This window comes from Streptococcus sp. LYSM12, assembly GCF_004569635.1.
Lineage (GTDB): Bacteria > Bacillota > Bacilli > Lactobacillales > Streptococcaceae > Streptococcus.
On sequence record NZ_SPOZ01000018.1, the window covers coordinates 18,804 to 34,277 of the forward strand.

The window sequence follows — 15,474 nt, forward strand, 5'->3', positions numbered from 1 at the left end:
ATACAACTAGTAGAAAGGAAAGATATGGTAATTCAAAAATTAGAAAACTATCATAACAAAGAGAGTATCAAAGAAGAAGTAGGAATTCTGACGGATATTTTGCAAGATGTAGCTCGTCAACTGATGTCTGAGGAAACCTTTGATAAGATTATCGAACTCGGAAATCTCTCAAAACAAGATGATTACAGCCAGTTGATGGAAATTATCAGCCAATTAACCAATGATGAATTGGCAGTTATTTCTCATTATTTCGCAGTTCTACCACTTTTGATTAACATTTCAGAAGATGTCGATTTGGCTTATGAAATCAATCATCAAAACAATTTGGGACAGGATTATCTTGGAAAAATTTCTACAACGATTGATATGGTAGCAGAGCGCGAAGACGCGGCTGAAATTCTAGAAAATCTCAATGTGGTACCAGTCTTAACTGCCCATCCGACCCAAGTACAGCGCCAGTCCATGCTTGATTTGACCAAGAATATCCATGAATTGCTCCGCCGCTATCGGGATGTCAAACGGGGGCTTATGAACCGAACCAAGTGGCTGGACGAATTGCGGTGTTACGTAGAAATTATCATGCAGACCGAAATGATTCGTGAGAAAAAACTGAAGGTAACCAATGAAATCACGAATGTCATGGATTACTACAAGAGCTCTTTTATCAAAGCGGTCACTAAATTGCAGCGTGAATATAAAACTCTTGCAGAGGAGCGAGGGATTAAGCTGATAAATCCCCATCCGATTACCATGGGGATGTGGATTGGGGGAGACCGGGATGGCAATCCATTTGTTACGGCTGAGACCTTGAAATTGTCAGCTTTTACTCAGTGTGAGGTAATGATGAATTACTACCACGCACAACTGGAAAAACTCTACCGCAATTTTTCTTTATCTACCAAGGTTGTGGCGGTTAGCCCTGCTGTACAGGCCTTGGCCGATCTATCAACAGATACTTCTGTGTATCGGGAACATGAACCTTACCGAAAAGCTTTTCATTATATCCAGATGAAATTGGCTCATACCCGTGATTACTTGATTCATGACCAGAAAAGTGATGTTCGTTATGCAAATGTTCGCGAATTTAAGGCAGATATTATAGCTATCAAAGAATCTTTGGAAGAAAATAAGGGGAGCGCTCTCTTAAAAGGAGACTTGACAGAGTTGTTAGAGGCTATTGAAGCCTTTGGCTTTTATTTGGCAAGTATCGATATGCGCCAAGATTCGAGCGTTCATGAGGCAAGTGTAGCTGAATTACTAGCTTCTGCAAAGATTGTGGAAGACTATAGTAGCCTGTCAGAAGAGGAAAAATGTCAGGTCTTACTCAAAGAATTGGTTGAAGATCCGCGTATCTTATCTGCGACCCATATTCCAAAATCAGAGCAGTTGGAAAAGGAATTGGCAATTTTTGCGGCGGCACGTGAATTGAAAGACAAGCTAGGTGAGGAAGTCATCAAGCAGCATATCATTTCTCATTCGGAGCAAGTATCTGACCTCCTGGAACTGGCTTTATTGTTAAAAGAAGTTGACTTACTTGATGCTGAGCGCGCGCGAGTGCAGATTGTGCCACTCTTTGAAACGATTGAAGATTTGGAAAATGCCCCTACCATCATGCGCAAATACTTGCAGTTGGATGTTGCCAAGTCGTGGATTGCAGGTCACAACAATTATCAAGAAATCATGCTAGGCTACTCTGATTCCAATAAAGACGGCGGCTATTTGTCCTCTAGTTGGACCCTCTATAAGGCTCAGAATGAATTGACTCAAATCGGTCAAGAATATGGGGTAAAAATTACGTTTTTCCATGGTCGTGGTGGAACAGTTGGTCGCGGTGGTGGACCATCCTACGATGCGATTACTTCTCAGCCATTTGGCTCGATTAACGATCGCATCCGTTTGACGGAGCAGGGAGAAGTGATTGGAAATAAATATGGAAATAAGGATGCTGCATACTACAATCTTGAAATGCTGGTATCTGCGACCTTGAATCGTATGGTAACCCAGATGATTGTTGATGCCAATGAGATTGATGACTACCGTGAGGTGATGAATGGTATTGTCGAAGATAGCTATCATATTTATCGTGAGTTGGTCTTTGGCAATCCTCATTTTTATGACTACTTCTTTGCAGCAAGTCCGATTCGTGAGGTGTCCAGCCTCAATATAGGTTCGCGTCCAGCAGCTCGTAAGACTATTACAGAAATCGGTGGCCTACGTGCTATTCCGTGGGTATTTTCTTGGTCACAAAATCGGATTATGCTACCGGGTTGGTACGGGGTCGGCTCTAGCTTCAAACGTTTTATTGATAAGGATTCAGAAAATTTGACGAAGTTACAGACAATGTATGAAAACTGGCCATTTTTCCGATCGCTCTTATCAAATGTTGACATGGTTTTATCTAAGTCCAACATGAATATTGCCTTTGAATATGCAAAAATGTGTGAAGATGAGGAAGTACGCTCTGTCTTTTATACGATTTTGGATGAGTGGCAACTGACCAAGAATATCATTCTTGAAATTGAACAAAAGGACGAATTACTGGCTGAATTGCCATTGTTGAAATCCAGTCTTGCCTATCGCATGCCTTACTTCAACGTGTTGAATTATATCCAAATTGAATTGATCAATCGTCTGCGTCGTGGTGAACTAAGTACAGATCAAGAAAGCCTAATCCATATCACGATCAATGGTGTTGCGACCGGTCTCCGTAACTCAGGGTAAACTAAGATACCAAGCCCGTCAAAAACTCAAGGTAAAAATAGGAAACTTTGCGAAGACGTTTCGTCTAGCAAAGGCTTCTCTTTTTTACGCAGAGTTTAGGGCGGGTTCAATTCCACAAGATACAAGGGCGTAAAAAAATTCGTATGAAAATAGGAAATTGTTGTTGTGTCTTAGGACACGAGACAAATTCTCTTTTTCACTAGAATTTTAGCCCGGGTTCAATTCCACAAGATACAAGGGCGTAAAAAATTCGTATGAAAATAGGAAATTGTTGTTGTGTCTTAGGACACGAGACAAATTCTCTTTTTCACTAGAATTTTAGCTCGGGTTCAATTCCACAAGATACGAGGGCGTAAAAAAATTCGTATGAAAATAGGAAATTGTTGTTGTGTCTTAGGACACGAGACAAATTCTCTTTTTCACTAGAATTTTAGCCCGAGTTCAATTCCACAAGATACGAGGGCGTAAAAAAATTCGTATGAAAATAGGAAATTGTTGTTGTGTCTTAGGACACGAGACAAATTCTCTTTTTCACTAGAATTTTAGCCCGAGTTCAATTCCACAAGATATGAGGGCGTAAAAATTCGTATGAAAATAGGAAATTGTTGTTGTGTCTTAGGACACGAGACAAATTCTCTTTTTCACTAGAATTTTAGCCCGAGTTCAATTCCATAAGATACCAAGCCCGTCAAAAACTCAAGGTAAAAATAGGCGGTCGAACAACAGTTGCGAGCAACTTCGACATGCTCCCCCTGCGAGGCTAGCCAGGATCGTCACGAAAGAAAGCAGGGAGTAGCAGCTAGCAACCGCATTGCGGCTGAACAGCAGTTGCGAGCAACTTCGACATGCTCCCCTTGGAGGCTAGCTAGGCTCGTCACCAAAGACAAGCAGGGAGTAGAGCTAGCTACCGCGTTTCGGCCGAACAGCAGTTACTTGCAATTTCGACGTGCACCCCTACAAAGGCAACTAGATTGTTGTGATAGCAACAATCAGCTCTACTCCAGCCATGCTTTGTCAGTGTGAGGCTTGTCCTTGGGTTTCTCACTGACAAACTATGTTTTTATAGATATGATAAAATAACACTAGGTCTGTAACTTTTCCAGGCCTAGTTTCGTTTTATTAATGAAGAAGGGAGGAAGATGCGATTAAACTAGATGATTATGAAAAAGTCTTGATTGGTTTTGCTAGGGATGTCATCTCTTACTTGATCAAATCAGGAGTGTCTAAAGAACAGGCAGAAGACGTAGTACAGGATGTTTTTGTTAAGATGTTGGAGATGCCTGTTGCCATACCTGGTGAGAAAATCCGAGCCTTTATGTATCGCTCGGCCATTCGTCGCTATATCGATAAGTACCGCAGGGATAGACGTTACATGGAAATCATAAGGCAGGAGTTTTTCAAGACCTCAGAACTTTCTCCCTTTGAGGTTGACCATTATGATTTTTTACTAGAAGAAGTAGAGAAGTTGCCTAGAAAGGATGCCCTCCTCTTGGATCTCTTTTATTTTCAAGGGTTTTCGATTATTGAAATAGCACAGCTTCTCTCTTATTCTGTCAGTAAGGTCAAGGTTCGTCTACATCGCAGTCGTCAAAAGTTAAAAAATTCTCTTAAACAGAAAGGATATGACCATGGAAACATTTGAAGTATTGGCGGAGAAGAAGAGAAGAGAATGGAAGAAAAGGACCATTTTAATCAGCTTCGGTTCTATTTTGCTGTCTGGTGGAGCTGTTTTTCTCATCTGGCTAGGTTTAGCATTTTTATCCGTAAAACAGCATCATCAGCTTGATGATTATTATCACCGACAGACAACCATTGCGTTTCCGAACATGCAACGAGATCATATTCGAGTAACATCTGCTAATCCTTTTGGCGGAAATTATGAAGCGAATCTGATAAAGGATGTAGACGGGATTTCCGTTAAATACGAAGAGATTGAAGCGAATTTTTCGGTCATGAAATGGAAGCCTGATTTTCTGGCAACTTTTGTACGTCCAGCCTCTGTAGAGCAAGATAGTACAGAGATAGCCTATAGTTATAAATCTCATCAAAAGGCTGCCTTATTTTTCAATCCTAAGGCTAACTATAATCCAGAAGCTATTATCCGAAAACCTGCTCAAGAATTACCTTATTTGGCTCAGATGAAAGGACAGTTGGTAGAAGTGGCTATCAGTTTTGACAAGCAATATACCTTAGCAGAGCTAGAAGAAAAATTACCGAAAAATCTAAAGGCAAACTGGTATTGGATTGGTAGTGCCAGTAATTTAGATAGTACACATCAAGCAATTAGTCATCTATTTGGTTGGACTCCAAGAAAACAATGGCTTGAGCCGTCCTATCAGGAATTCTATGAATTACTAGAAGAATTCAGCCGCAGTACAGAATTTAAAGAGATGGGGCAGGAGGAGCTAGTAGAAGATGTGAGAGTGCACCTTGCTTCAGAGGGAGAGCTTGGAAAGGCAACTTTCGGTGGGGTTATCCTAACCGGTAAAGCAGAGGACTTTGCACAGCTTGAAAATCAAGATTGGATTTTTGCATCAAGTATTGGTGTAGCTATCCCCAATCAGCCATATTATCAGCTTGATGCGGGATAAATCAGAAAAAAGTTAGAAAATACTTGCATTTCTGCTACAATTTGATAGAATAGTAAGGTAAAGTTAGACTGTATTGCCTACTGTCTATCTATAAAATATATTTTATTGGAGGCTTTTACCAAAATGGCAAAAGAAAAATACGATCGTAGTAAACCACACGTTAACATTGGTACAATTGGACACGTTGACCACGGTAAAACTACTTTGACTGCAGCTATCACAACTGTATTGGCACGTCGCTTGCCTTCATCAGTTAACCAACCAAAAGATTATGCTTCTATCGATGCTGCTCCAGAAGAGCGCGAGCGTGGAATCACTATCAATACTGCACACGTTGAGTACGAAACTGAAAAACGTCACTATGCGCATATCGACGCTCCAGGACACGCGGACTATGTTAAAAACATGATCACCGGTGCTGCTCAAATGGACGGAGCTATCCTTGTAGTAGCTTCAACTGACGGACCAATGCCACAAACTCGTGAGCACATCCTTCTTTCACGTCAGGTTGGTGTTAAACACTTGATCGTCTTCATGAACAAAGTGGACTTGGTTGACGATGAAGAATTGCTTGAATTGGTTGAAATGGAAATCCGTGACCTTCTTTCAGAATACGATTTCCCAGGTGATGACCTTCCAGTTATCCAAGGTTCAGCTCTTAAAGCTCTTGAAGGTGATTCAGCATTTGAAGATATCATCATGGACTTGATGAACACTGTTGATGAGTACATTCCAGAACCAGAACGCGACACTGACAAACCATTGCTTCTTCCAGTTGAGGATGTGTTCTCAATCACTGGACGTGGTACTGTTGCGTCAGGACGTATCGATCGTGGTACTGTTCGTGTCAATGACGAAATTGAAATCGTTGGTATCAAAGAAGAAACTTCTAAAGCAGTTGTTACTGGTGTAGAAATGTTCCGTAAACAATTGGATGAGGGTCTTGCAGGAGACAACGTTGGGGTTCTTCTTCGTGGTGTACAACGTGACGAAATTGAACGTGGACAAGTTATCGCTAAACCAGGTTCAATCAACCCACATACTAAATTTAAAGGTGAAGTTTACATCCTTACTAAAGAAGAAGGTGGACGTCACACTCCATTCTTTGACAACTACCGTCCACAGTTCTACTTCCGTACAACTGACGTAACTGGTTCAATCAAATTGCCAGCAGGTACTGAAATGGTAATGCCTGGTGATAATGTAACTATTGATGTTGAATTGATCCACCCAATCGCCGTTGAACAAGGTACTACTTTCTCTATCCGTGAAGGTGGACGTACTGTTGGTTCAGGTATGGTTACAGAAATCGAAGCTTAATTCGATTACGTTCCCAGAAATAACAATTATAAACAGACACCGAAAGCCTTGCAGAAGCAAGGTTTTCTTTTTTTATCGCTCAACGCTTTATTTCTCTTGTAATTTGTGATAGAATATACACTGAAAATAAAAGTAGAAGAGGTATGTGAAATGTCACGTAAACCAATTATCGCAGGAAACTGGAAAATGAATAAAACAGCAGCAGAGGCGCGTGCATTTATCGAAGCGGTGAAAACAAAAATTCCGTCAGGTGAACGCGTAGAAACTGTCATTGGTGCGCCAGCTCTTTTCATTGAGGGGATGAAAAAAGGTGTTCACAATACTGAATTGAAAGTTGCAGCACAAAACTGCTATTTTGAAGATTTTGGTGCCTTTACTGGAGAAAATAGCCCTGCAACGCTTGCAGCACTTGAAGTGGATTATGTCATTATTGGTCACTCAGAACGCCGTGACTATTTCCATGAAACAGACGAAGACATCAACAAAAAAGCACATGCTATTTTTAAAAACGGTATGACTCCAATCATCTGTTGTGGAGAGTCTCTTGAAACATACGAAGCTGGGAAAGCGGAAGAATTTGTAGGCGCACAAGTGTCCGCTGCACTTAAAGATTTGACTGGTGAACAAGTTGCTTCATTGGTACTTGCGTATGAGCCTATCTGGGCGATTGGTACTGGTAAATCAGCTACTCAAGATGATGCACAAAAAATGTGTAAAGCAGTTCGTGATGTGGTTGCAAAAGACTTTGGTCAAGATGTAGCTGACAAAGTGCGTGTTCAATATGGTGGTTCTGTAAAACCTGAGAACGTAGCAGAGTATATGGCTTGTCCAGATGTGGATGGTGCACTTGTAGGTGGAGCTTCACTCGATCCAGAAAGTTTCCTTGCTTTGCTTGAGTTTTAAAAGAGCATCACAATCGTTGAGGAGTTGGAATGTGGCGCTTTCGTAAGAAGAAAGAGCGAACATCCAACTCTTTTTTTGATGATAAATATAGGGGAATAAAAATGAAATATAAGGCGATACTGATTGTAATGGCTTTCTTCTTAGGATTTGCTGCCATTCCGTCAATAGCTGCTGAAACTCTTCGTTTGGAACCAACCCAAGATTTAGCAGTTAAGTTTGGGGAAAGAGAAGGGCGAGTGCAGCTAGAGCAGGTAGGAGAGCAAGTCAAGATTGTAGTAGCAGATGTATCAGAAGTCGATCTTAAGCTAAAAGGTTATGTCTGGAATCAAGCTGAACAATCTGAACAGGCAGAAACAGTTGATTTTACCTTGACTGAAACAGGAACTTATGAAGCTCTCTTAAGTAGGACAGGTCCTGCTGAAGTTGGTTCTTTTTCTTATATAGAAATCCGAACAGAGAAAGAAGATGGTCAGCAAGATGTAGTGGGGCAGTATTCTTTTGAATGGTCTCATCATCCCGAAGAAAGAGAAACAAAGGCGGATCCTAGTCTTGGTCAAATAGATACTAGCCCAGACTTATCTCAAGTTCCAGGTCAACCTGAGTTGAATCAGCCAGAATTGCCTCAGTTTGAGAAAGAAACGGAGTCTGAGAAAGCTCCAGTTCTTAGGAGATTTCCTCGAGAATTGAGACAAGAGTTAGCTGAAGCAGCAGAAATAAAGCCTAGTGGCACGATTGAAATCCAGCAGATTGATGCCAATAACGGGACCTTTGATGTAGTCATCCGTGATATTCGCGCTCCGAAAGCAATTCAAGGTGTACGTGTTCCTGTCTGGACCAGTAAAAATGGTCAAGATGATTTACGGTGGTATGAGGCAAGTCGACAAGCAGATGGGACGTATTATATCAGGGTTCGCAATGAGAACCACAATCGTGAGACAGGTAGCTACCATGTGCATTACTACTATCATTATGAAGATGGTAGCCAAGACGGGGTCGGTACGGCTCAAGTTGATCTTTCTCTGCCTACCAAACCTAGTGGTAAGATTGAAATCCAGCAGATTGATGCCAATAACGGGACCTTTGATGTAGTCATCCGTGATATTCGCGCTCCGAAAGCAGTTCAAGGCGTACGTGTTCCTGTCTGGACCAGTAAAAATGGTCAAGATGATTTGCGGTGGTATGAGGCAAGTCGACAAGCAGATGGGACTTATTATGTCAGGGTTCGCAATGAGAACCACAATCGTGAAACAGGTAGCTACCATGTGCATTACTACTATCATTATGAAGATGGTAGCCAAGAGGGGGTCGGCACAGCACGAGCTGATCTTCCTCTGCTTACCAAACCTAGTGGTAAGATTGAAATCCAGCAGATTGATGCCAATAACGGGACCTTTGATGTAGTCATCCGTGATATTCGTGCTCCGAAAGCAGTTCAAGGCGTACGTGTTCCTGTCTGGACCAGTAAAAATGGTCAAGATGATTTACGGTGGTATGAGGCAAGTCGACAAGCAGATGGGACTTATTATGTCAAGGTTCGCAATGAGAACCACAATCGTGAGACAGGTAGCTACCATGTGCATTACTACTATCGCTATGAAGACGGTAGCCAAGAGGGGGTCGGCACAGCACGAGCTGATCTTCCTCTGCCTACTAAACCTAGTGGAACGATTGCTATTGAAAATCAAAATGGAGCAGATGGCCGCTTTGATGTAGTCATTTCCAACCTGAGAAGTCCCAAAGAAATTCAACGTATTTTTGTACCTGTCTGGTCTGCCAAAGGTGGACGAGACGATCTTCGTTGGTATGAAGCTACCAAGGTAGGAGATGGACTCTATAGGGTTTCGATCGATCCGAGCAACCATGGCTATGATCAAGGTGTTTACCATGTTCACTGGCATGTTCAGTACACAGATGGCGTACGAGTAGGCGCTGGCACAACTCGGACAACAGTTAGCATAACGAATGTAGTAGCACGAGCAGATATAGCGGTTCAAAAGTTGAATCAAGTAGAGGGAAGCTTTGAGGTTCATATCTCTAATCTCCGTGCCTCTGCTACTGTAGATGCTGTCTATGTACCTGTTTGGGCTGAGGTAAATGGACAAAACGATATTATCTGGTATGAGGCTACTAAGCAAGTAGATGGGTCCTACAAGGTGGCGGTCTATGCGGGAAATCACCAGTTTGAAGAGGGGACCTATCATGCGCATGTCTATATTTTGAATCAAGGAAAGCATTATGGAGTAGGCGGAGTCAAGACACAGTTGAACGTGAGTCGTCGATCCAATACGGCTTTCATTGATGTAAGTAGCCATAATGGCTATTTGAGTGTGTCAGATTATCAACATCTAAAGAATCAAGGAATTCGTGGGGTTGTCGTCAAGTTAACAGAAGGAACTTCTTATACCAATCCCTATGCCTCTTCTCAGATTTCCAATGCACGACAAGCAGGTTTGAAAGTATCAGCCTATCACTATTCCCATTTCACAACTCCAATAGAAGCTAAAGCCGAGGCTGCATACTTTGTTGCAGCAGCTAAGCGCTTTGGTCTATCAGCTAATACTGTCATGGTCAATGATATTGAGGAGCAAAAGACTCGCAAGAATATCAATGCCAATATGAAAGAATGGGAAGCAGAGATGCGCCGTCTGGGTTACGATAATTTGATTCATTATACGGGTGCTAGTTGGATTGATGTAAATACCTTGGGATATGCTGGACCGATTCAGACAGGGCAATTTGGACTTCGCAATTTCTGGGTAGCACAATATCCTTATCAAACTATGACCTTTGACCAAGCCAAAAGTATGAGATTACATGCTGGTACAGCAGCTTGGCAGTATACTTCAACAGCCCAGTTACTACCAAGTCGACATGTCTTTGATGTGAATATTGACTATACTGGTCGTTTTACAGATTAGGATTTTTAAAAACAAGGTGACAAATAGGCAGATTAAAAAGCCTGAATTTGAAAATATACAAACGAAAAATCGCTTAAATCAAAGGTTGAAAGACCTTGATATGAAGCGATTTTTGCTATTTTTGATTTTATAGCCGTTTCGTTTATTTTTAGTACTAGGCAAGGAGTCGCAGGTAGTTGAAATAGTTGATAACTATTTCAAGTGACAGATAAGAAAAGTGTAACTTTTCTCAATGGTACAGCAAGACGAGTTAACGAAGCAATAAAAAATATAAACTAAAGGACTATAAATGAGTATGATTTTTCATGGAGTATCGATTGTCCCCCAGCGAATCTTCCTTAGTTAGAACTACAAAATAAAAGAGTGAGGGAAGTCGATTTTTATCAAATGACGACTTCAGCCATACTCTTGTCTTTTTTATCTACCTAGTATTTTTTTAACCAGGGTTAGGAATTTAGCCTTGAGTGGATGTGGGTAATAACGGAAAGTTCCCGTCAGACGAAAGACTGCTCCATTAAAGTTTTGTTTGAAACGCAAGACGCCATCTGATCCATCAAAGAGACCACTAATACCAAGGAAGTTGTAAGTCGGTACTTGAGTTTCAATGCCTTGGAGCATGGCAGTATATTGCAGGAGGAAAGGAGCTGCTAACTTTTGAAAGTTGGCAGCTGATCCGCCAAATAGATAGGTTACTTCTGATGGAAGGTAAATCATAAGGCCACCTGCAAGTGGGACAATTTCATCTCCGTAGTGCTCTGCAAAGGGCTTTAGCAAGGTAATTGCTTTTTCGATACTGGTCTTTTCTTGCTTACTGCTAGCAGTAGTAAGAGTTACTTGGAGCTGTTTGATTGCTTCTGTGAACTGAATCTCAGCAACAAGAAATGCTGTTTTGGTCTGAAAACTATCAAAAAAGTGTTGGTAATACAAATGATCCTTACTTGAAAAGCCTTGGCGCTTTCCAGTTTCTTGTACGAGTTGGGCAAATGTATCCAATTCATGGCGTTTGAGTGCTCGAACGTTGATGCCTAATTGTTTGGCTTTTTTGATATTACGCTGGCTATTTTTATTAAATGAAGTTAATAAACTCTGGGTATCAAGGCTTGAGAGATCCTTGACATAGTGCCAACTTGGCTCTCCATCGGGATAGCCAGTTTGCAGTCCATCAAATTGATAGCCCAAGTCTGTCAGGGTTGCTATTAGGTCTGTCTGTTCAGGACTGACTGCTGTTCCATAGCTATCAAATTGTTGATAAATATCGTATGGCTTAACTACTAATTCTAAGGCTCCTTTTGTCTTAGCATAGGACCTTAGTTTTTGATAAAAGGGCCTTATGTAGGTCGCATCAGTAGAGACAGGACCAGCATTGATCTCCATGTGGAGCCCTCCTGCCATTTTAAGTGTATAGACAAGGGCTGAGACAGCAATCTCGCCTGTAGTAGCGCGATAGCCTACATAGTCAACTTCTGCTCCACGTTTGGCAAATAGGTCTGCCATTTCAGGAGTTTGCATAAAGGAGAGACGTGATGCCTGGGCGGTATGAGCGATAAATTCTTCTTTTGTCAGTATTGTAAACGACATGTATCTCCTTTCTAGGAATGGTTATTACGTATTTTTTTACGAATGGTATAGGCAAGTTGAAACAATGGTGAGAGAAGTGAAGTAGCTAGACTAAATTCACCGATATATTCTTCAATAGTTGGGTTAAAATTGGACTTGAATTTGGTCAAGCCGTCATCGAGACTACCTTCTACGCCTCCCATGTTGGCCCAGACAATCCCATCTTCAAATGCTTCTTGGAATACAGTAGGATAAAGAGAATACTGAGGATAGAATTTTCGGAAATCATCATTCATCCCAGCATAGAGCATCTCCATGACGTTGCCAAAGCGGATTGATAAGATTCCTGCAATCACGACTTCCTGAGGATGTATGGAGGCAAATCCCTCGAATTCCTTGATGTATTTCTCGACAGATGCCTTTTGCTGGTTGAGCTTGGTTAAGCGTTTTTTCTGATGTGCTTCGGTTGTAGCTAGCTCTGTTTCAATGCTAGCTAACTGCTCTTTGTATTCTGCTAGTCGTTTGGTGATATTGACCTTTGCTAAATGAAGATACAAGTCATCTTGATAGATATCTGACATTTTTTTAAAGTAATCGTAATTTCGGAGAGATACCCCTTTACGTGATTCAGTTAGGGCAACGACTGCAGCAAACTCTTTTAAATCAGCACTGGTACCGCGGTAACTGATGACGCCTCGTGTCTGTGCATCTTTCATCAAGCGTTTGGTATGTTTGGGAAAGGTATTTACAATCTGCTCTGTGGTATAGACGTTGGCTTGAAACCGTGGCTGAATACTGTCTTGAATCTGAAGTGTGCGGCCGCTCCAAGTAGCACCTGCTGTTATCAGAGAGTTAATTGCAGTCAAGGTTTCTTGTTTTTCATCAACTGTTTCACCGATATGATATTGCTTTAAATGGAGATTGGGATCAAATTTAATAAAAACACTGCGGTATTTTTTAGCAATCTGTTTCAATGACTTTACGACGAAGCGAACCAATGTTTGATTTGTATAATCCATAATCGGACCGCGGGGGATATACATCATGGTCCAGCCCAATGGGAGGGGTTGGATGAGGATAGAGGCAACTGCAACAAGTGTCTGGTCTTGATAAAAACCAACGCGTTCGTTGCCCCAGTTATCCTTTACTTTCGCCCAAGAGCTACTTTGTAAGAGATTGTTTTGCGGATGTTGTTTAACAAAAGCGTCGTGTTCCTCTGCCGAGATACCTATCTTGTATGTGTACATCAATTCAATACCCACTCTCTAATAGCATGTGCAACTCCATGTTCATCGTTTGATTTGGTAATGTGAGTCGCGATTTTTTTGATATCAGGACTACCGTTTTCCATCACGACAGCCGTGCCTACGACTTCTAGCATGGAGCGGTCATTTTCTTGGTCGCCTATAGCCATGGTCTGGTCTAAGGTTAGTCCTAGTAAGGCACTGAGTTGCTTGATAGCTTCCCCTTTGTTAACGGTTTTAGGTGTTATTTCTAGGTAGAAAGGTGCTGATTTTGCAACATTGAAGCGTTTCGTAAGAGCAACTGGAATCTGTGCAATAGCAGCATCAAGCTTTTCAGGCTCGTCCACTAGCATCATCTTGATAATATCCTTATCCGCCATTTCTTCTGGTGTTCGATAAAAGACAGGTGAATCAACTAACTGGGCTTCATAAATCGTATATTTTCCTATGTTGCGGTTGCTTGTATACAGACCGTCTTTTAAGCTTGCGTGCATTGGAAGTTCTAGTTGGCGTGACAGATATTCCCATTCCAGATAGTCTTCGTAGCTTAAGCCTTCTTTGATGACATCATTTTCTGTCGCTGTTTCTTGGACTAGTCCACCGTTAAAGGTGATGACATAATCTCCCTTGTCTAAGAGGTTTAATTGGCTTAAAATGCGTTTGACACCAGAGATTGGGCGTCCAGTAGCAATGACAATTTTTACGCCTGCTTGTTTGGCATCTTGAATGGCTTGGTACACTTCGGGAGTGATTTCATGTTTGCTATTTAATAGAGTGCCATCAATGTCAATGGCTATAAGTTTTATATTCATCTGTGTTCTCCATAACTAAATTGGTCGTTGTGAATATAGCTTAAAAAAGTGGCATTTTGTGGGGCAAAGATGCTACTTTCTCTCAGCATTTCTTTCGGGAAATAGAAGCGACTATCGCCGTGAACCGTTCCTGCCAAAGAATGGACAATAGGAGAGAGCTGTGAAAGCTCAATCAGGCTACCGTCTTTGCGGACCATTTCAATCTGGGTCCGTTTTTTCTTGGCATTTGGTCGATAAATGTCATAGGGCAAGTCAAAATTGTGATGAATGGCTGTATAGTAGCTAGGTTCAAAGCCGACTTGATTGACAATCGCTTCTAAGATGGAAAGATGTGCTTCGGTCTGGGGATCAAAGGTAATGGATTTGAAGACCTTGCGGTTCACATAGCGTTGGGCTAAATCGGATAAAATCTTGTCTGGACCATCAATCCACGATTGGAAATAGGTATTCATGACACCGTCGTCTAAGGACAGATAGTCGTTTAAGTCAAACCGTTGTTCAAAGAAAGGAATCAACCGTGGAGAAGATAGTTTAAAGAAATCTTGCTGATCTTTATACAGGACTTTTGCTCGTTTGAGGAGGTTTTGCAGTAAGACCTCCATAGAGCGACTGGCAGGGTGGAAATAGACTTGCATATACATTTGATAGCGGCTGAGCACATAGTCTTCTACTGCGTGCATGCCGGATTCTTTAAAAGCAATCCCGTTTTCTGTCGGACGAATGACGCGTAAAATCCGTGTGAGGTCAAATTGCCCATAATTGGTTCCTGTAAAGTAGGAGTCACGGAGGAGATAATCCATACGGTCGACATCAATCTGACTGGAAATCAGCTGTACCACTTGCTTATTGGCATAGGTATGGCGGATGACACTGGCTACTTTTTCAGGAAAATCAGGGGCAATTTGTTGTAATAGATGATTGATTTCAGTCCCATTATGTGTGATGATTTGGCAGGTCATCTCCTCGTGATCTGTATCAAATAATCGCTCAAAGGTATGTGAATAAGCTCCGTGTCCTACATCATGTAACAAAGCAGCAACCATGGTCAAGAGCGAATCGTTGCTGTCCCAGATTGCTGCGTACTTGCTCTCGAAAGTGGAGACAATTTGCCGTGCAATCTCATAGGCTCCCAGACAATGCGAAAAGCGACTATGTTCACCACCATGAAAGGTATAGGATGTCGTTCCTAGTTGCTTGATGCGACGTAGCCGTTGAAATTCTTTAGTATTGATTAAGTTGTAGATAAATTCATTATCTACAAGTATATAATTATGAACAGGGTCACGAAATACTTTCTCACTCATTCTTTTATTATATCAAAAAAACAACGATTGTGCTGTTGTGAACTATTTGATGGTTTCGAGTCAAAAGCTGTTTACGAAAGAAAGGTTTCATATTATAATAGAAC

10 protein-coding genes are annotated in these 15,474 nt (G+C 41.5%); 6 read left to right on the plus strand and 4 right to left on the minus strand.

Annotation, left to right across the window (positions count from 1 at the left end; translation table 11 throughout):
* The first annotated feature begins 24 nt into the window (after positions 1-24).
* The 6 genes from ppc (at position 25) to E4T79_RS07000 (ending at position 10,453) form a co-directional block, all read left to right on the plus strand.
* Positions 25-2,721, plus strand: coding sequence for a phosphoenolpyruvate carboxylase (ppc, locus tag E4T79_RS06975; protein WP_135028949.1), 2,697 nt, complete (start codon positions 25-27; stop codon positions 2,719-2,721).
* Positions 2,722-3,892: 1,171 nt separating this feature from the next.
* A complete protein-coding gene (locus E4T79_RS06980) occupies positions 3,893-4,363 on the plus strand; it encodes an RNA polymerase sigma factor (RefSeq protein WP_135028951.1) in 471 nt (156 codons plus the stop codon).
* Positions 4,344-5,312: an anti sigma factor C-terminal domain-containing protein gene (locus tag E4T79_RS06985; protein WP_135028953.1), complete on the plus strand. Its 969-nt coding sequence runs from the start codon at positions 4,344-4,346 to the stop codon at positions 5,310-5,312. Before E4T79_RS06980 ends, E4T79_RS06985 begins: the two co-directional genes overlap by 20 nt.
* 123 nt (positions 5,313-5,435) lie before the next feature.
* Complete coding sequence (gene tuf / locus E4T79_RS06990; protein ID WP_067089207.1) at positions 5,436-6,632, plus strand: elongation factor Tu; 1,197 nt, start codon at positions 5,436-5,438, stop codon at positions 6,630-6,632.
* A 150-nt stretch (positions 6,633-6,782) separates the two neighbouring features.
* Positions 6,783-7,535 carry a triose-phosphate isomerase gene (tpiA, locus tag E4T79_RS06995; protein WP_135028955.1) on the plus strand — a complete coding sequence of 251 codons (753 nt, stop codon included), beginning with the start codon at positions 6,783-6,785 and terminating at the stop codon, positions 7,533-7,535.
* Positions 7,536-7,636: 101 nt separating this feature from the next.
* Positions 7,637-10,453: a GBS Bsp-like repeat-containing protein gene (locus tag E4T79_RS07000; RefSeq protein WP_167752646.1), complete on the plus strand. Its 2,817-nt coding sequence runs from the start codon at positions 7,637-7,639 to the stop codon at positions 10,451-10,453.
* Between the two features lie 417 nt (positions 10,454-10,870).
* On the opposite strand, the gene E4T79_RS07005 is transcribed toward E4T79_RS07000, so the two are convergent.
* From E4T79_RS07005 to E4T79_RS07020, 4 genes are read right to left on the minus strand one after another with little or no spacing between them, the layout of a single operon-like run.
* Positions 10,871-12,031, minus strand: coding sequence for a peptidoglycan bridge formation glycyltransferase FemA/FemB family protein (locus E4T79_RS07005; RefSeq protein ID WP_135028959.1), 1,161 nt, complete (start codon positions 12,029-12,031; stop codon positions 10,871-10,873).
* 11 nt (positions 12,032-12,042) lie between these two features.
* Entirely contained in the window at positions 12,043-13,257 is a 1,215-nt protein-coding gene (locus E4T79_RS07010; RefSeq protein ID WP_135029017.1) for an aminoacyltransferase, read from the minus strand.
* Positions 13,257-14,066 carry a sugar-phosphatase gene (gene yidA, locus E4T79_RS07015; protein WP_135028961.1) on the minus strand — a complete coding sequence of 270 codons (810 nt, stop codon included), beginning with the start codon at positions 14,064-14,066 and terminating at the stop codon, positions 13,257-13,259. The genes E4T79_RS07010 and yidA overlap by 1 nt, the downstream gene beginning before the upstream one ends.
* On the minus strand, positions 14,063-15,370 hold the full coding sequence (locus E4T79_RS07020; protein ID WP_135028963.1) for an HD domain-containing protein: 1,308 nt from the start codon (positions 15,368-15,370) through the stop codon (positions 14,063-14,065). The genes yidA and E4T79_RS07020 overlap by 4 nt, the downstream gene beginning before the upstream one ends.
* Positions 15,371-15,474: the final 104 nt, after the last annotated feature.